Here is a 16,925-nt window from a genome sequence, read left to right on the forward strand (position 1 = left end):
CCTGGACAGGCACCCGATCGGGAGTGGCTCAGCTCGGCGCGATCGCGTTCCTGCCAGGGTTACCCCAGACGGCAAACCCCCACCCCTTGGGTCGTAAAAGCCGATCGCGCTCGATCGCCCTCCCTGCCTACAATAGCGCTACGGTCGTGCAGCGGAGGCTGATCCCTGCCGGAGTGATTCCTGTGCGTCCTGAAATCCCATGCAACCGACTGATCCCAATAAGTTCACCACCAAGGCTTGGGAAGTGATTGCCCAAATGCCGGAAGTTGCCAAACAAAATCGCCAACAACAGCTAGAGTCAGAACATTTACTCAAATCATTATTAGAACAAGAGGGATTAGCCACCAGTATTTTTAAAAAGGCCGGGGCCCAGCCCAGTCGCTTACAGGAATTAGCGGATCAATTCTTGCAGAAGCAGCCCAAAATTTCCGGTGATATTGGCTCCGTTTATTTGGGGCAAAGCCTGGATAAGTTGCTCGATCGGGCCGAGGTTTTTCGCAAGGAATTTGGTGATGAATATCTCTCGATCGAACACCTCGTGTTGGGGTTTACCAAGGACGATCGTTGCGGTCGCAAGATTTTTGATGAAGTTGGGCTGAATGAGGCCAAACTACGGGAAGCAATCAAACAAGTGAGAGGCAATCAAACCGTGACCGATCGCGATCCAGAAGGGAAATACGAGGCTCTTGAAAAATATGGCCGAGATCTCACCCAATATGCCCGCCAAGGAAAGCTCGATCCAGTCATTGGCCGGGATGACGAAATTCGCCGCACCATTCAAATTTTGTCGCGTCGCACCAAAAATAATCCTGTTTTAATTGGTGAGCCGGGGGTGGGCAAAACTGCGATCGCAGAAGGATTGGCTCAGCGAATTGTAAAAGGAGACGTGCCAGAGTCCTTGCAAAATCGCACCCTGATCGCCCTCGACATGGGCGCACTGATTGCTGGGGCCAAATATCGCGGGGAATTTGAAGAGCGTCTGAAAGCGGTGCTCAAGGAAGTGACTGATTCTGAAGGGAATATCATTCTCTTCATCGATGAAATTCACACCGTTGTGGGCGCAGGAGCAACACAGGGGGCCATGGATGCCGGTAACCTTCTAAAACCGATGCTGGCTCGGGGTGAATTGCGCTGTATTGGAGCCACCACCCTCGACGAATACCGCAAATATATTGAAAAAGATGCGGCATTGGAACGACGGTTCCAACAGGTTTATATTGACCAGCCTTCGGTGGTGGATACGATTTCAATTCTGCGAGGATTGAAAGACCGCTATGAAACCCACCACAATGTCAAGATTTCCGATAGTGCTTTGGTGGCGGCGGCAACTCTTTCTAATCGCTATATTAGCGATCGCTTTTTGCCGGACAAGGCGATCGATCTAGTGGATGAAGCCGCCGCCAAGTTGAAAATGGAAGTTACCTCTAAGCCAGAGGAACTGGATGAAATTGATCGCAAGATTTTGCAACTGGAAATGGAGCGCTTATCCTTACAAAAGGAGAGCGATTCAGCGTCCAAGGAGCGGTTGGAGCGGCTCGATCGGGAACTGGCAGATCTGAAGGAAACCCAAAGCCATTTGAACGCCCAATGGCAACAGGAAAAAGATCTGTTGGAGCAACGAAAAGCCCTCAAAGAACAGATCGATCGGGTGGAGCTAGAAATTCAGCAAGCAGAGCGAGACTATGACCTCAACCGGGCAGCTGAATTAAAGTTTGGAACCCTGAATGAACTGCATCAGCAATTGCAGACCATCGAACAGACGATTTCGACTCAGCAATCGAGCGGTCAAATTTTGCTGCGAGAAGAGGTCAGTGAGTCTGATATTGCTGAAATTATTGCCAAGTGGACTGGCATTCCGGTCAGCAAATTGATTGCTTCCGAAATGGAAAAATTACTGCATTTGGAAGACGAGCTACACCAACGAGTGATTGGCCAAGATGAGGCCGTCACAGCGGTGGCCGATGCTATTCAGCGATCGCGGGCGGGGCTGGCCGATCCTAACCGCCCGATCGCCAGCTTTATCTTCCTGGGCCCCACAGGCGTTGGCAAAACTGAACTCGCTAAATCCCTGGCGGCTTATCTATTCGACACCGAAGAAGCAATGGTGCGAATTGATATGTCGGAATACATGGAGAAACATGCGGTTTCGCGCTTGGTCGGTGCGCCTCCCGGTTATGTGGGCTACGAAGAAGGTGGACAACTCACAGAGGCTATTCGTCGTCGTCCTTATTCGGTGATTCTGTTTGATGAAATTGAAAAAGCGCACCCGGATGTGTTCAACATCATGCTGCAAATTTTGGATGATGGTCGAGTGACCGATTCCCAAGGGCGCACCGTTGATTTCAAAAACAGCATCATCATTTTGACCAGTAACATTGGCTCCCAATACATTTTGGAATTGGCGGCCGATAACAGTCGCTATGAAGAAATGCGGGCGCGGGTGATGGCGGCCATGCGCGAACAATTCCGCCCAGAATTCCTGAATCGAATTGATGACATCATCATTTTCCACGGTCTCGAAAAGTCGGAATTGCGCCAAATTATCCAAATTCAAGCCCAGCGACTGGAAGCCCGTTTAGCGGAGAAGAAAATGGCCCTGAAACTGTCAGAAGCGGCGATCGACTTCTTGGCAGAGGTTGGCTACGATCCCACCTACGGCGCACGCCCCTTAAAACGAGCCGTGCAACGGGAATTGGAAACCCAAATTGCTAAGTGCATTTTGCGGGGTGAGTTTACCGAAGGTGACACGATTTGGGTTGATATTGAAAACGAGCGACTGGCTTTTAAGCGGCTGACGGCGGACTTGGTGGCACTCTAGGTTAGGCAACGGCAATCGCCCATGGCTCTCGATCGTGCTGAGTTGCCCAAAATCGCCTAAAGTTCAAGGCCACTGGGAAATTTCCGAGTCGCATGGGTCGATCGCCCCTAGTTTGTGATTGGAGCGATCGACCCCCATCCTTTGCGGATCTCAACAACCGATCCTGGAAGGAACAGTTCAACAAGGGGCATTGACTCAAAAAGGGGCATCGATGGTGCAATTACAGACGAGTTCAGGTTTCTATGGGATGCGCCCATTGTCATGGTTGAACTCCTAGCGGTGCTGGCAGCTTCGGCGGCGGGAGGGATGCGCATTGCCCTGCCGCTGTTGTTGATTGGTCTCTTGCAGGGCGATCGCCTCTGGTCACGAGTGCCGCTGCTGTCGCAACTGTCGCCGCAATGGGTGCTTGGGGTGCTGGTCAGTTGGTCCCTGTTTGAGCTGTTTGCTTCCAAAAAACTGCTGGGGCAAAGAATTTTGCAGTTGGTGCAATTGGTGTTTAGTCCCTTGGCTGGGGCCGTGATGGGAATGGCGATCGCCCAAGCAGCCGATCGGACGGATCAAATCACCGTGCTGTTGGGAATTGTGGGAGGCCTGTTGGCCCTGGTTTTGCAACTGGTGCAGGTGGGCTGGTTTTTTCGATTAGGAGGGCTGCCCCTTTGGGCAATTTTCACCCAAGATGCCCTCTGCATTTTTCTGGTGCTATTTGCCTTTGATGCGCCCACCCAAGGGGGCACGATCGCTCTGATGCTTTTGTGGTTAGCGATTCGCAGTTCCAAGGCCTGGTATTTCCATTACCAAGGACAACCGAATTCATCATCACCCAGAACCTAATGATCAAAATGATCCAAGCGATTAATCAACCGCTAGCCAATCAAAGAGCTGACCCAGCGTGAGTTGAAATTCAGCCGCGAACTCAGGCACAGGCAAGCGATCGTTTGCATCCCGAAAAACTGAAATTTGGCAATCATGATTAATTGTTAAAACACCATTTTGATCGGGGTCAATTAGCCAGCCCATTTGCGTTCCGTGCTGAGCACAATGCAGTAGCTTGTCAATGATGCCCAGGCTTGCTTGCTTGGGTGATAAGATTTCGATCGCCCAATCTGGAGCTTCGGTAATTGGGTGAGAAACTAATCGATTGTTAATATCACGCGGGATTCGATCCCAGGTTAAAACCACCAAGTCTGGCACAATCGCTCGATCGCCAAAGGTACATCGCAACTCAGAAAAGGCACGGGCAACTTTACGAGTTTTCAAAGCCGCATTGATGGCCGCGCCCAAGTCCATTTGCAGTGCACTATGCTCAATTTGCGGCATTGGTTTTTGAATGATTTTGCCGTTAATGAATTCATTGGCCGGCTGGGTATCGGGCAGGGCCAAAAACTGGTTTAGGTCGATCGCCTCTGGGGCTGACTCAGCAGCAACCGGAGCGCTTAGGCTAGCGGTCATTTACCGATCCTCCAAAACCGATGCAGTGGGCTATCTCTTCCCAGGATAGCGACTGGTTTTGACTAAATTCAAATCCGTTGCTCATCCAGCCAGCGCTGCAAAATCGCCGCTGCCGCATAGCGATCAATGCTGCTCTTGTCCCGCGAGGGTTGGAGGCCGCGCGATCGCAACAGTTCCTCGGCTTCCACCGAACTCAGCCGCTCATCCACCAACACAAACGGCAGCCCGATCGCCATGGCATAGCGCTTGGCCCACTTGCGGGCGTGGCGAGTTTGGGCGCTGTCTTCCCCATCCATCGTCAAGGGCAACCCGGCCACCAACACTGTGGCCTGGCGCTCCTGGGCGATCGCCCGCAACGCCGCCACATCCTGCTCAAAGGATTGCCGCTCGATCGTGGCGATCGGGCTGGCCAGTAACCCAAGGCGATCGCACCCCGCCACCCCGATCCGTTTGCGCCCAATATCCAGGGCGATCGCCGCCACTTCTGCCATGGTTGTTGATCTCTAACCAGCTCAATTCATCCCAAACAAATCGGGGCAGGCCCAGCCCACCCCGATTCACGTGACTATTATTTTGGCAGTCATCTCGTGGGGGCGTAACGCCTTACGCCCTTCGTCAGTTACCCACTTTTTAACCGTTACCCTTGTTGCGTAAATCCAGGTTTTTCTTCACCAACCAAGCCGCAAAGCCCAACACCAAAATTCCCAACACAATCTTAGAAACCGGGCTGAGATATTCATCAACCAGCTCATAGTTCGAGCCGAGTTTGTAGCCCAAGGTGGTGAGGGCTGCTGTCCAAATGATCGTGCCGAGAGTGGTGTAGATCGTGAAGGGAACGATCGGCATTTCTTCAATGCCCGCCGGAAGCGAAATCAGCGTCCGAATTCCTGGAACCATCCGACCCAAAAACACAGCCTTAGCACCATGCTTTTGGAACCAGGTTTTGGATTTCCCCACATCCTCGCCGGAAATTCCGATCCATTTGAAGTATTTGTCGGCCCAACGTTCTAGGCGTTCTTCGTTGACCAGTTTGCCGATGTAATACCAAGGATAGGCTCCCAAAACTGTGCCGATTACACCCGCTGCGATCGCCGGAATCAGTTCTAGGTTGTTATTGGGCTGCGAAGCCGTAAACCCCGCCAAGGGCATGATTAATTCGGAAGGAATCGGCGGGAATAGATTTTCCAAAAACATCAGGAACCCAATGCCGAAATAGCCCAGGGAACCAATAATTTCAACAATCCACTCTTTCATAGAAAGCAAGAATAACGCGGTGAACAAAATCGATGAGTTGGGTGTGCGATCGTGAAATCAAACATCAAGCCCTTGAGGGCAAGACAAGGGGCTTAAGCCCCTTGTCTCACGCAATGAGGGTTCAGACCGTGGCGATTATGTGCCTTCAGTCCAGGAGTTCATGTACTCGATCTGTTCAGCGGTCAGGGAGTCGATCGCGATGCCCATGGCCGCCAGCTTCAGACGGGCGATCTCTTGATCCACCTCATCGGGAATCGAGTAGAGACCCGGCTCCAGTTGGCCCTTGTTCTTCACCAGGTATTCGCAAGCCAGGGCTTGGTTGGCAAAGCTCATGTCCATCACGGCGCTGGGGTGGCCTTCCGCCGCCGCCAGGTTCACCAAGCGACCTTCGCCCAACACCACCACGGACTTGCCGTTGTTCAGGCGATATTCTTCGGTGAAGTTGCGGACGGTCTTCACTTCCGACGATTGGGCCTTCAGGGCCTTCAGGTCGATTTCCAAATCGAAGTGACCGGAGTTACAAACGATCGCCCCGTCCTTCATCTTGGCGAAATGCTCGCCGCGAATCACGTGCTTGTTGCCGGTGACGGTGATGAACAGGTCGCCCAGGGCGGCGGCTTCGTCCATCGGCATCACGCGGAAACCATCCATCACGGCTTCGATCGCCGGGACGGGCAGCACTTCGGTGACGATCACGTTTGCGCCCAAACCGCGCGCCCGCATGGCCGTGCCCTTACCGCACCAGCCATAGCCAGCAACCACCACGGTTTTGCCCGCCAACAGGACGTTGGTGGCGCGGATGATGCCGTCGAGGGTCGATTGGCCCGTGCCGTAGCGGTTGTCAAAGAAATGCTTGGTTTGCGCATCGTTGACGTTCATGGCCGGGAAGGTCAAAACGCCATCGCGCAGCATGGCCCGCAAACGGACGATGCCGGTGGTGGTTTCTTCGGTGGTGCCAATCAGGTCAGCGATTTGGTCTTGGCGCTGTTGGATCAAGGTGGCGGTCACGTCGGAACCGTCATCGATGATCACGTTCGGTTTGTGGTCGAGGGCGATGTTGACGTGGCGCAGATAGGTTTCGGTGTCTTCGCCCTTGTAGGCAAAGACCGAGATGCCTTCATCGACCACGAGGCTGGCGGCCACGTCGTCCTGGGTCGAAAGGGGGTTGCTGGCAATCAACACCGCATCCGCGCCACCGGCCTTGAGGGCGATCGCCAAGTGGGCGGTTTCGGTGGTGACGTGGCAACAAGCAACCAGACGCAAACCGGCGAAGGGTTTTTCGGTGGCGAAGCGATCGCGGATTTGGCGCAGCACTGGCATTTCTCGACCCGCCCATTCAATCCGTTGGCGACCCATGGGGGCCAAGGACAGGTCTTTGACTTCGTGTTTCACCAGTTGCGGCAAGCTTACGGGCGCGACGGTCATTGGGTTAGCAATTCCTTACTTGAATCGTTGAGGGGGGAGGGGCAGGTAGCTGGGGCGATCGACCGGATCACATCCGGCTGAGGGGAGATCGCTAGCCTTTTGCAGGTCAACTCAATCAGTGTATCAACTTCGTAACCTGGTGACCGGTCGCCAGGGTTTAGGATCGCCCTCAGGGCGCGGGAAACAAGCGAAAGCTGCTCAAATAGAGACACGGGATGACAACCACAGTGGAGATCGAACAACTAACACTCCAGGATCTGGAACAGCGGTTGGGTCTCCAGCGCAGTGATGATCCTGATTTCTTTCGGGAGTGGCGCGATCGGTTGCCGGATTTGGGGGCGATCGAGCGAGATCGGCTGCAACGAATTCAAGCCAGCTATGCCAACTTGGAGCGGCGATCGGTGCTCGAAAATACGGTCAAGTTGGTGGTGGTGGCTCCGCTGTTGGATCTCGCCGGTTTCTTTTTGCCGCCGTTCTATGTGGATACGGAAACTTCAGTAGAAATTGTGGTCGATCGCCCCGTGGACGCTAACCCGATTGGGGGCGAAAAGCTGCGCGGCCGGGTGGATAGTTTGGTGTTGATGGGTCGTTTGTGGGTGTTGGCGATCGAATCCAAGCGGGCTGAATTTTCAGTCAAGGTGGGGATTCCGCAGGTATTGGGCTATATGTTGGCAGCGTCTCCCGATCGACAAGCACGGTTTGGTTTAGTGACCAATGGCAGTAGTTTTGTGTTTTTAAAATTAGCCAAGGTGCTGACATTTCCTGATGATGCCGACACACCTCTCTACAGTTGGCAGTACGACAAATCACCAGAATTAATTCTCGATCGCGCGGATGATTTGGCAACGGTTTTGCAAGTGATGAAAAAACTTGGGGCGATCGTCAGTCAAGCTATTTGATTTCACGCCCGATCGCTACTCATTAACAATTAATTTTTTGATAAAAAACGCCTTGAAGGGATCGTGGGAGCAAGGGGCTTAAGCCCCTTGTCTAGGGCGGCTAGAGTGACAATCAAAGAAAGATCGTGTAGGGCAGTCCAAAGAATTCGCCTAACCGTTGCGCTTGTTTCTTAGAAATGTCGCGCTTGCCGTTGACTACTTCAGAAACAATGCCTTTGGAGCCAATCACTCCGACCAAATCGGCTTGTTTGAGGCCGTTTTGTTCTATCAGTTCCAACAGTACTTTCCGCCCAGAGCAATCAGCGATCGCATAGTGCTGATCGTCATAGCTACTAACGAGCAATGTCAGTAAATCCAATAGAGCTGATTCTTCAGGCGATCGGTTTTCGCGAAAAAGCAATTGTTCCACACGATCAACGATGCGATCATATTCTTCTTCAGTTTTAATAACAGTAGGTTGAACTTCAGCTAGTAACTGAGAGTAGGTTTGTGAATCAAGGACTGCTAGCATAAGTTGATTCAAGCTCTGTGTTGGTATGTCGTCTATACTTGGCTTGTGAATCGAGGTTCTTAGAAGGTCAACATCGCCTATTCAAATATCACCGATCTTTTAAGTCGTCAGGAATAATTAACTTGCTATATTCATCGTGGGTGCATATTTTTTTGATAAAGATAGCAGCATTGTTTAGGAGTCCATTGTCTTGAAGATGGCAGTAGTCTTTTAATCTGGCAATGAGACGATAATTATTGCCACCGATATTGAAAATCAAGAATTCGCCAACGCGGTCAGCGCTAGAGAATGTTTTTTTTACGTCTTCAAAGCTTTGCCATTTGGCTTTTTCAACAATTTTGAACCACCGCTCCAAGCTAGATTCTGCCTTGGGGTGGATTTTACAAAATTCACGAATTGGCTTACGACTGATGACATGCATTTTGAGCTAATTCTCAGAACTTCCACGTTTCGGCACTTTGTACCTCCTGTAGGAATGGTTCGCAATTCGGTGATTACGGAGTTAGCGAAATCATGAGTCAATTATAGTTCGCTTTTTGAGAACCATCAAGCCAAAAACGATAGAGACGACGGTTGAATCGAAACATCCTGCTTTAGAATAAAGAGTCTCGATCGCCCCGCCAGAGCCATGAGCAACCAACCCCGCCGCTACCACATCACCACCTTCGGCTGTCAGATGAACAAGGCCGACTCCGAGCGGATGGCCGGCATCCTCGACACCATGGGCTTTGCTTGGACTGAAGAACCCGAAGAAGCGGATCTGATTCTCTACAACACCTGCACAATTCGCGACAACGCCGAACAAAAGGTCTATTCCTACCTCGGGCGGCAGGCCAAGCGCAAACAAACCAACCCCGACCTGACGATCGTGGTGGCCGGCTGCGTCGCTCAACAGGAAGGCGAGCAACTGTTGCGGCGCGTGCCCGAGGTGGATTTGATCATGGGGCCCCAGCACGCCAATCGCCTCGAAGACTTGCTGGAGCAGGTGTTCAACGGTAGCCAGGTGGTGGCCACGGAACCCGTCCATATTATGGAAGACATCACCAAGCCCCGCCGGGATAGTCAAATTACGGCTTGGGTCAATGTGATTTACGGTTGCAACGAGCGCTGCACCTATTGCGTTGTTCCAGGGGTGCGCGGCGTGGAGCAATCGCGCTATCCCGAGGAAATTCGCCGGGAAATGGAGGAATTGGGTCGCCAGGGCTACAAGGAAGTGACCTTGCTGGGCCAAAACATCGATGCCTATGGGCGCGACTTGCCCGGAAGCTTGCCCGACGGACGGCATAAGTACAACTTCACGGACTTGCTGCGGGAAGTGCATGACGTGGCAGGCATTGAGCGGTTGCGGTTTGCCACCAGCCACCCGCGCTACTTCACGGAGCGGCTGATTCGCACCTGCGCCGAGCTGCCGAAGGTTTGCAAGCACTTCCACATTCCATTCCAGTCGGGCGACAACGAGGTTCTGAAAGCCATGTCGCGCGGCTACACCCACGAGCGCTACCGGCAAATTATTGACACGATTCGCCGCTACATGCCCGATGCGTCGATTAGTGCCGATGCGATCGTTGGTTTCCCGGGTGAAACGGAGGAGCAGTTCCAAAACACGCTGAAGCTGGTTGAGGATATTGGCTTTGATCAGCTCAATACGGCGGCCTATTCGCCTCGGCCGGGCACGCCTGCGGCCCTGTGGGACAACCAGTTGGATGAGGAAACCAAGAGCGATCGCCTGCAACGGTTAAATCATCTGGTGTCGGTTAAGGCGGCGGAGCGATCGCAGCGCTATTTTGGCCGCACGGAATATGTGTTGGTGGAAGATGTGAACCCGAAGAATCCGAGCCAGGTGATGGGCCGCACCGATGGCAATCGGTTGACCTTCTTTGCGGGAGATTTTGCAGAACTGCGCGGCAAAATTGTCCCCGTCAAAATTACGGAGGTACGAGCCTTCAGTTTGACCGGTGAGGCTTTGTTGCCCGCTCTTTGCTAAGACAACCTATTCATATTGGGTTCATATTGGGCGGCGATCGCCCTGAGGTGCGAATTCCCTGGGAACACAGCCCAAATTAGTTCGCCAAAGCTAGTTAAGCCAGTTAGGCCAAGGCCGCTCGCGGCGCATTCGTGCTGCTGGCGGCCTTCTGGTTGAGGGTTTCCAGGGCAGCGGCGGCGGCGGATTTTTCGGCTTCTTTTTTGGAGCGGCCTTGACCGGTTCCCAAAATCCGAGACCCCAACGAAACTTGGCAGGAAAAGAGGGGATTGTGATCCTGTCCGGCAATCTTTTGGGTGTTGTATTTTGGCAAGGAAAGACCACATTTGTGGGCCCATTCTTGCAGTTGATTCTTTACATCAAGGCTCGATCGCGCCTGGAGTTCTTCGATCGGCACTGCGTCAAACAAGGCTTCCACAAAGGGGCGAACAATCTCCACATCCCCATGTTGATCGAGATAGTAAGCTCCGACCAAGGCTTCAAAAGCACTGCTGAGTAGGTTGGGATTATGGCGACCTCCCATCTGCTCAACCCCTCGGCTCATTCGCAGTTGCTGACCTAAATTCAGGGCGATCGCAAACTGAGCCAGTTGCTTTTCATCAACGAGGGCCGATCGCCGCCGGGTCATTTCGTCCTCGCCCAAATCGGGAAAGCGGCGATACAAATAAGCCCCACTAACAAAGGTCAAAATTGCATCACCCAAAAATTCCAGTCGCTCGTTATCCTCACCGAGCCGTGGATTTTCCCGCACGAGCGATCGATGGGTGAGAGCCTGAATCAACAGGCTTTGGCAGTTAAACCGAGGCAACTCCGGCACCAAGTGGGGCATCAGCGACGTTTGGGCGATCGACTCCTGAACAGCAAGGGATTTGGCAGGTCGCGGCCAGGTAACCACCCTAGGGCGTTCGGAACCAGACGGCTGTTGAGCAAAGGCGGTCATAACGGCGTTGAGTCCTTGGATTGGGAAATTTTGGGCATTGGCAATGGGCCAGTGATCCTAAATAGGCAAGAGGCACAACAACAGGACAACTAAAGTTGGGAGCGCCAGCCACCCAATGCAATCACAACTACGGCGCAGCGTCTGATCTTGAATCTCAGCCGAGTTGCTAGCTATGTGGGCTGCGAACCTCAGAACTTTGGCGACTGTCGGCGTTCTTGCATATCAAACCTTTACCGGAACTAGAGCAGAGCTTAAACCCCTATTGGGTTTGGCAGATTATGAGTAGAGATTGTCTTATATGGTTAATACCCTATCGATCAATCGTGAAAAACTCGGGAAGGTAATTCTTAAATTCAAGCCCGCTCCAAGGGTAGTTTACCGCGCTCGAATAGTTGCAGGCCAAAGCATTGGGGGCTTTTTAAAGGTTTCATCAAGCCCCTTGATCATGAGTGACAGATATCAAATTGGCACGCGATCGCCCAAAGGAGTCTTGCTCCTCCATCTAAGAGGATGTCTGAGAAGTATCTTTTAGTGCGGGCCAGGCATCGACACAAGCATTAATAGAAGCATTAATAGAAGCGCCAATTATTACTAGGGGCAAGGAGTTTCAGCCCCTTGTCTAGGTCGATCGCTGGGGCATCCAGAGCAGCGACTTTGGCTTTTCAGGCATCCTCTAGGAGGACAGATTAGTGCTAGGAATTGGCGCGATGGATCGGTAACACCACAAGGATTTCCGTTCCTCGATTGAGGGTCGATCGACAGATCAGTTGTCCCCGATGATGTTCCACCACAATTTGATAGGTAATGCTTAGCCCCAAGCCCGTTCCCATGCCCACGGGCTTGGTGGTGAAGAACGGATCGAATAATTTGGGTTGAATGGCTTCGGGAATTCCGGGGCCATTATCCGCGATCGTGATGGTGAGGTGCTCAGAGTCGGACAGGGCTGTGGCGATCCGAATTTGACTCGGTTGATTGAGGCATTCTTGGTAGCTTCGTGATCGATCGCGCTCATCCAAGGCATCGATCGCATTCGTCAGCAAATGCATCAACGCTTGATTGAGTTGTCCTGCAAAACAGTCGATCGGGGGAACAGGGCCATAATCACGAACAATTTGAATTTCCGGACGTTCATTCTGCTCCCGCAATCGATAGCCCAAAATCGTGAGGGCACTCTCGATCGACTCATGCAAATCAATTGTTTTAAATTCTGCCTCGTCCAGCCGCGAAAACACTCGCAGGGATTTCACAATATCGCGAATCCGACCAGTGCCCACTTCCATCGAAGAAAACACGCGATCTAAATCACCTTGAATGAATTCCAAATCGCTTTCTTGAATCGCCTCTTGCAAATGTTGGGGAGGGTTAGGATAGGCTTCTTGATAAAGCGCCACTAGGGCTTGCAACTCCTGGGCATAGTTCTTGGCATGGTAGAGATTGCTATAAACAAAACCCGCTGGATTATTAATTTCATGGGCAATACCTGCCACCATTTTGCCCAGACTAGACATTTTTTCCGAATGGACGAGGCGACTTTGAGCCTGGTGTAGCTCACTCATATATAAATCGGCCCACTCAACCAATTGATTAAACGCCATGGATAAATCGGCAGTGGTTTTATCCTCTTGGGTAATGGATGCCCTTAGTTTTAAGTTGTTCTCTGTGGTAACTTTTTGGACTGTTTCAGTCAGCTCCAGCAAGGGTGTTGTAATGGTTTTACCGGCCATCAACGACAGAAAAATGCCCAACAACAAACTCACGAACAAACTGCCGCCCACAATCAGCGCTTGAATCTGTCGAATTTCCTGTAGTTGATCAGTGCCAACATTTTCCTGTTCTTCCACTTGCTCCGCAACATCCAGAAGTTCCTGGTGAATGCCGTTCAGTTCCAAGTAAAGCGATCGATAGGAATCGCTTACCAGAAAATCCACCAGAGTTTGATGGGCTGCTTCATATTCCTGAGTCGTGTATCCCGGTCGAAGGGTCAATGACTGCAAGACGGGAAAAGCAAAGCGCTGATAGTGGCGCATGGACTCATTGAGGCGGTTCACCAATTGTTGCCACTGAGCCGTATCGATTCCATCCTCCTGAACCTTCATGGTGACCGAAAATTCTACTAATTCTCGGCGTAGTTCCGCCAATTTATCGAGGTGTTGTCGTTGGCGCTCCTGGAATTGTGATGGATATCGCAACAGATATAAAGACTCGAATGGGTAATTGAGAATAACCATCCAATCATCTGCAAAATGAGATAATTCCTCTTGGTGAAGATCAGCAGCCCGAATTTCTGCCACAGTTTGGACGGCATAGCGGTTGCCCACCAAGAGGCCAACACTTGTTCCCAAAATGGCTGTGAAAATGGCTGTTCCAGAAGCCCAACAAACTTTCCGCGCAATGCTCCAATCACGCGAAAGGTGACTCACGAAGCGTTGATATTTCCCGATCGTGAGGTCTGCCAAACGCCGTGACCAATTTTCCCGGGTAGTCGATTGAGGACGCGACCAAGGATCCTGTGGAGGGGATGATTGAAGCACGGCACGAGACTTGGCGATCATGGAAAATCAGTCCTGCAAGGAGCGTGAAGCACGACTGGCGTAATGGGAAACATGGCGCGTGAAACTTCACTGAGAAAAGCTGGATCAATTGAGGATGGAGGCTCAACGAAGCTGGATCAATTTTCCAGGCTAATTTCAGCCTTGATCAAGCTTCACTCCCGGAGCATTGAAAGATTATGAATTAATGGTCACTATGATTTGGGCGATCGCTCTGCTGAGCAATTCAGACAGGGATTTCCTTAGGAAACTGAAGTTCAGATTTGAAATTTGCATCTAAAGTTCAATCCAGATTCAAATCCAAATTCATCAATTCATGACAACTCATGATCAAGATCAACATTCAAAAATTAACGTTGATGATCTAAATCAAAAATCATCAGCCAAACATCCAAAAAGAGCTAGGAATTTTCACCTAGAATACCTGCTTTGATTTAACTCAAGCAGTTTCATCAAGTTGGGTTCGTCAGCCTAGTTCGTCAGCCTAGATCGATGCGAATCGATTTCAGTGATTCAATTCGGGTGAATTAGGTAAATTAATTGAAGCGGATTAGCCAGCGACGATTCAGCAAAAACCAAGCTTTAGCAATGCATTGAAGCTTGCTGTACTTGACTGTACTCGTCAAGTGTAAAAATCTAGGGAAGACAGAGGAAAATTTACATCAGACCCAGAAAAGGCAGGCTTTTTGGAGGGTTCTGCTGGGAAAGCTTTGGCGTGGATGTCGATCGAGGGGTAAGGCCTGTCGTTATTTCCTGAAATCAGGTGAAAGCGCTTGATTTTCGATGCCCCAACCGCCGTAGCAAGGGGCTAAAGCCCCTTGTCTTCGCTGATCCACTAGGGTTGGAATCAGGGTTTTGGACGATCTGACAACAGGCCCTGATGCCCTTGGGGGTGGATGGCCAGGGAATGGCGGGCTAGGCACAACCTAGACACAACTCTTAGCAACCTGTGATTAACTGGTAGCTACGTTGACCATTGCTGGCAAACGGGTCTTGATTTGGGTGAATGGAACGATTGGCAACATGAGCAATCCCCTGCGTATTGGACTGTTGTTTGGTGGGCGATCGGGCGAGCATGAGGTGTCGATTCGATCGGCCGCGGCCGCGGCCCGGGCCCTGCAAGCAGACAGCAATCGCGATCGCCATCAGGTGTTGCCGTTCTATTTGCAAAAGGATGGGCTTTGGCAAGGGCCAGCGGTGGCCCAAGGGGTGTTGGAGTCGGGGCAACCGTTGCCGAGTGACGATCGGCCCGTCGATCGCGCGGCACTCTGGCAATTTCCGCCCGAGGCCAGCACGGTGGATGTGTGGTTTCCGACGTTGCACGGGCCCAATGGGGAAGATGGGTCAGTCCAAGGATTGCTGCAACTGATGCAGGTTCCCTGGGTTGGGTCGGGGGTGCTGGGATCCGCAGCGGGCATGGACAAGATTGCCATGAAGATGCTGTTTGCCCAGGCGGGCTTGCCGCAAGTGGCCTATCGATTGGTGACTCGATCGGAAGTTTGGTCAAATCCTTGCGTGTTTCCGAAGCTTTGCGATCAGCTTGAGGCGGATTTGGGCTATCCCTGCTTTGTGAAACCGGCGAATCTCGGATCCTCCGTGGGCATTGCCAAGGCCCGATCGCGTGCTGAGTTGGAAGCGGCCCTGGACAGTGCAGCCAGTTTCGATCGACGAATCATTGTGGAAGCGGCGGCGGGGGGCAAACCACGGGAGGTGGAATGCGCCGTGCTGGGCAATGATCAGCCGATCGCCTCGGTGATTGGGGAGATCACCTTCGAGAGCGAGTTTTATGACTACGACACCAAATATTCCGACGGGGCGGCGGATTTGGTGATTCCGGCAGCCTTGCCCGCCCCGGTGGTCGATCGCCTGCAAACCATGGCCAAAGAGGCTTTCTTAGCCCTTGATTGTGCTGGGTTAGCGCGGGTTGATTTTTTCTATGTGGAAGCCACAGGCGAAATCTTTTTGAACGAGATCAACACGCTGCCGGGTTTCACCGCCACCAGCATGTATCCCCAATTGTGGGAAGCGACCGGAATTCCCTTTCCGGAATTAGTACACCGATTGGTAACGCTAGCAATTGAACGTCATACCGTGGCACAAGGGGCGCAGTAAATGACGGCTGGAGCATCGCGATCATCTTCTTTACCGGATGGGGAATCGAATCCTTTTGATGCGGCCCTGAAGCGAGGATCGCCCCAGTTGCCTGCTTTGCCGCCGCGCCCGATGCCGCCGGCCGCGCCCGCTCCGTTGCCGCGTTATGGGCCGCCTCCGCCGCTATCGGCTCCGTTGCCGCGATCGCCCCAACCGCTGCCAAAACCCGCCCCAAAGCCTGAACCAGCACCCAGAGAAGAGGCGCTGCCCCAGCCCGGCGATCCTGATCGCAGCGGCTCGATCGTTGGTGCAAATCGCCCTCGATCGCTACCCGTAGATCGCGCTGGACTAGATCGCGCTGGACTAGATCGCACTGATCAACCTCAATCTGCCGACCAGGATTCAGCACGCCCCCATTCCTCCCTCGGGAATCGTGGGCGATCGCGCCATCGTCGGCCCGGGCGATCGAGTGACGGAACCGGGGCCGCCTCAACGGCCCTCGCCCCGATCGGACGATCGCGTCGTCGTCGGCCGTCACCCACCTGGCTGGCCCAAATGCCAACGGTGGTAACAGCTCTAGAGCGCCTGTTGCGGGGACGGGTCTTGATTGGGCTATTTGTGTTTTGGGCCTTGTTTTGGCTGGTGGGCGGCGTGGCGATCGTCCGCTTGCTGAAGATGGATCGCCCAGCGGAAGTGATTCCGTTGCAAGTGGGGCAAAACCCAGAGGTTTCAGGGGCGATCGGGAACACTGCTGGGAACACTGCTGGGAACACCGCCAGCCCCAGCCCCGCGCCGTCTCTCCTGCCCACCGATAGTGAGCGCCGTTTTCAGCAAAATTCCACCACCGCCAACGCTCCGGCCAATGGCTTCGGAGAATTGCAGCCCATGGTACGACCGCAGCGATCGGGCCCACCATTGGGACTATTCGCCGGGGTGGTGGTGCTCTGTAGCCTGGGCGCTTGGGTGCGCTTGCAACAAATGGGTCGCCGGCCCTAGGGTCTGTCGTCA

Annotated in this window: 14 protein-coding genes; 6 read left to right on the top strand and 8 right to left on the bottom strand. The window is 52.7% G+C overall.

Annotated features, from left to right (window positions below; genetic code table 11):
- Window positions 1-199 precede the first annotated feature (199 nt).
- Window positions 200-2,818 (top strand): ATP-dependent chaperone ClpB, encoded by a 2,619-nt coding sequence (gene clpB, locus VPK24_RS04105; RefSeq protein WP_393010851.1) that lies wholly within the window; start codon window positions 200-202, stop codon window positions 2,816-2,818.
- 261 nt (window positions 2,819-3,079) lie between these two features.
- Entirely contained in the window at window positions 3,080-3,649 is a 570-nt protein-coding gene (locus tag VPK24_RS04110; RefSeq protein ID WP_099534688.1) for a DUF4126 domain-containing protein, read from the top strand.
- A gap of 21 nt (window positions 3,650-3,670) precedes the next feature.
- Here VPK24_RS04110 and VPK24_RS04115 read toward each other — a convergent pair whose 3' ends face one another.
- The 4 genes from VPK24_RS04115 to ahcY form a co-directional block, all read right to left on the bottom strand.
- Window positions 3,671-4,267: a Uma2 family endonuclease gene (locus tag VPK24_RS04115; RefSeq protein WP_393010852.1), complete on the bottom strand. Its 597-nt coding sequence runs from the start codon at window positions 4,265-4,267 to the stop codon at window positions 3,671-3,673.
- A gap of 68 nt (window positions 4,268-4,335) precedes the next feature.
- Window positions 4,336-4,758: a Holliday junction resolvase RuvX gene (gene ruvX / locus VPK24_RS04120; RefSeq protein WP_393010853.1), complete on the bottom strand. Its 423-nt coding sequence runs from the start codon at window positions 4,756-4,758 to the stop codon at window positions 4,336-4,338.
- Window positions 4,759-4,897: 139 nt separating this feature from the next.
- Window positions 4,898-5,521, bottom strand: a complete 624-nt coding sequence (locus tag VPK24_RS04125) for a DedA family protein (protein WP_099534685.1) — start codon at window positions 5,519-5,521, stop codon at window positions 4,898-4,900.
- Between the two features lie 135 nt (window positions 5,522-5,656).
- On the bottom strand, window positions 5,657-6,946 hold the full coding sequence (ahcY, locus tag VPK24_RS04130; RefSeq protein WP_099534684.1) for an adenosylhomocysteinase: 1,290 nt from the start codon (window positions 6,944-6,946) through the stop codon (window positions 5,657-5,659).
- A 215-nt stretch (window positions 6,947-7,161) separates the two neighbouring features.
- Here ahcY and VPK24_RS04135 point away from each other — a divergent pair, with 215 nt between their 5' ends.
- Window positions 7,162-7,845 carry a restriction endonuclease subunit R gene (locus tag VPK24_RS04135; protein ID WP_393010854.1) on the top strand — a complete coding sequence of 228 codons (684 nt, stop codon included), beginning with the start codon at window positions 7,162-7,164 and terminating at the stop codon, window positions 7,843-7,845.
- A 112-nt stretch (window positions 7,846-7,957) separates the two neighbouring features.
- On the opposite strand, the gene VPK24_RS04140 is transcribed toward VPK24_RS04135, so the two are convergent.
- Complete coding sequence (locus VPK24_RS04140) at window positions 7,958-8,356, bottom strand: helix-turn-helix domain-containing protein (protein ID WP_393010855.1); 399 nt, start codon at window positions 8,354-8,356, stop codon at window positions 7,958-7,960.
- Window positions 8,357-8,444: 88 nt separating this feature from the next.
- Window positions 8,445-8,777 carry a type II toxin-antitoxin system HigB family toxin gene (locus tag VPK24_RS04145; RefSeq protein ID WP_393010856.1) on the bottom strand — a complete coding sequence of 111 codons (333 nt, stop codon included), beginning with the start codon at window positions 8,775-8,777 and terminating at the stop codon, window positions 8,445-8,447.
- A 207-nt stretch (window positions 8,778-8,984) separates the two neighbouring features.
- Here VPK24_RS04145 and miaB point away from each other — a divergent pair, with 207 nt between their 5' ends.
- Entirely contained in the window at window positions 8,985-10,340 is a 1,356-nt protein-coding gene (miaB, locus tag VPK24_RS04150) for a tRNA (N6-isopentenyl adenosine(37)-C2)-methylthiotransferase MiaB (RefSeq protein WP_393010857.1), read from the top strand.
- 103 nt (window positions 10,341-10,443) lie between these two features.
- Here miaB and rnc read toward each other — a convergent pair whose 3' ends face one another.
- On the bottom strand, window positions 10,444-11,277 hold the full coding sequence (gene rnc / locus VPK24_RS04155) for a ribonuclease III (RefSeq protein WP_393010858.1): 834 nt from the start codon (window positions 11,275-11,277) through the stop codon (window positions 10,444-10,446).
- A 692-nt stretch (window positions 11,278-11,969) separates the two neighbouring features.
- Complete coding sequence (locus VPK24_RS04160) at window positions 11,970-13,829, bottom strand: sensor histidine kinase (protein ID WP_393010859.1); 1,860 nt, start codon at window positions 13,827-13,829, stop codon at window positions 11,970-11,972.
- A gap of 1,020 nt (window positions 13,830-14,849) precedes the next feature.
- Here VPK24_RS04160 and VPK24_RS04165 point away from each other — a divergent pair.
- Together VPK24_RS04165 and VPK24_RS04170 are read left to right on the top strand one after the other, a co-directional pair.
- The gene (locus VPK24_RS04165; protein ID WP_393010868.1) at window positions 14,850-15,938 is read left to right on the top strand and encodes a D-alanine--D-alanine ligase family protein; all 1,089 of its coding nucleotides are present in this window, start codon (window positions 14,850-14,852) and stop codon (window positions 15,936-15,938) included.
- Complete coding sequence (locus tag VPK24_RS04170) at window positions 15,939-16,913, top strand: hypothetical protein (protein ID WP_393010860.1); 975 nt, start codon at window positions 15,939-15,941, stop codon at window positions 16,911-16,913. It begins immediately after the preceding gene.
- Window positions 16,914-16,925: the final 12 nt, after the last annotated feature.

This window comes from Limnothrix redekei LRLZ20PSL1, assembly GCF_043235035.1.
Lineage (GTDB): Bacteria > Cyanobacteriota > Cyanobacteriia > CACIAM-69d > CACIAM-69d > CACIAM-69d.

What these genes read in the sequence shown, in the direction of transcription:
- clpB (WP_393010851.1), top strand. Translation starts at nt 200, where the DNA reads ATGCAACCGACTGATCCCAATAAGTTCACCACCAAGGCTTGGGAAGTG.
- VPK24_RS04110 (WP_099534688.1), top strand. Translation starts at nt 3,080, where the DNA reads ATGGTTGAACTCCTAGCGGTGCTGGCAGCTTCGGCGGCGGGAGGGATG.
- VPK24_RS04115 (WP_393010852.1), bottom strand. Translation starts at nt 4,267, where the DNA reads ATGACCGCTAGCCTAAGCGCTCCGGTTGCTGCTGAGTCAGCCCCAGAG.
- ruvX (WP_393010853.1), bottom strand. Translation starts at nt 4,758, where the DNA reads ATGGCAGAAGTGGCGGCGATCGCCCTGGATATTGGGCGCAAACGGATC.
- VPK24_RS04125 (WP_099534685.1), bottom strand. Translation starts at nt 5,521, where the DNA reads ATGAAAGAGTGGATTGTTGAAATTATTGGTTCCCTGGGCTATTTCGGC.
- ahcY (WP_099534684.1), bottom strand. Translation starts at nt 6,946, where the DNA reads ATGACCGTCGCGCCCGTAAGCTTGCCGCAACTGGTGAAACACGAAGTC.
- VPK24_RS04135 (WP_393010854.1), top strand. Translation starts at nt 7,162, where the DNA reads ATGACAACCACAGTGGAGATCGAACAACTAACACTCCAGGATCTGGAA.
- VPK24_RS04140 (WP_393010855.1), bottom strand. Translation starts at nt 8,356, where the DNA reads ATGCTAGCAGTCCTTGATTCACAAACCTACTCTCAGTTACTAGCTGAA.
- VPK24_RS04145 (WP_393010856.1), bottom strand. Translation starts at nt 8,777, where the DNA reads ATGCATGTCATCAGTCGTAAGCCAATTCGTGAATTTTGTAAAATCCAC.
- miaB (WP_393010857.1), top strand. Translation starts at nt 8,985, where the DNA reads ATGAGCAACCAACCCCGCCGCTACCACATCACCACCTTCGGCTGTCAG.
- rnc (WP_393010858.1), bottom strand. Translation starts at nt 11,277, where the DNA reads ATGACCGCCTTTGCTCAACAGCCGTCTGGTTCCGAACGCCCTAGGGTG.
- VPK24_RS04160 (WP_393010859.1), bottom strand. Translation starts at nt 13,829, where the DNA reads ATGATCGCCAAGTCTCGTGCCGTGCTTCAATCATCCCCTCCACAGGAT.
- VPK24_RS04165 (WP_393010868.1), top strand. Translation starts at nt 14,850, where the DNA reads ATGAGCAATCCCCTGCGTATTGGACTGTTGTTTGGTGGGCGATCGGGC.
- VPK24_RS04170 (WP_393010860.1), top strand. Translation starts at nt 15,939, where the DNA reads ATGACGGCTGGAGCATCGCGATCATCTTCTTTACCGGATGGGGAATCG.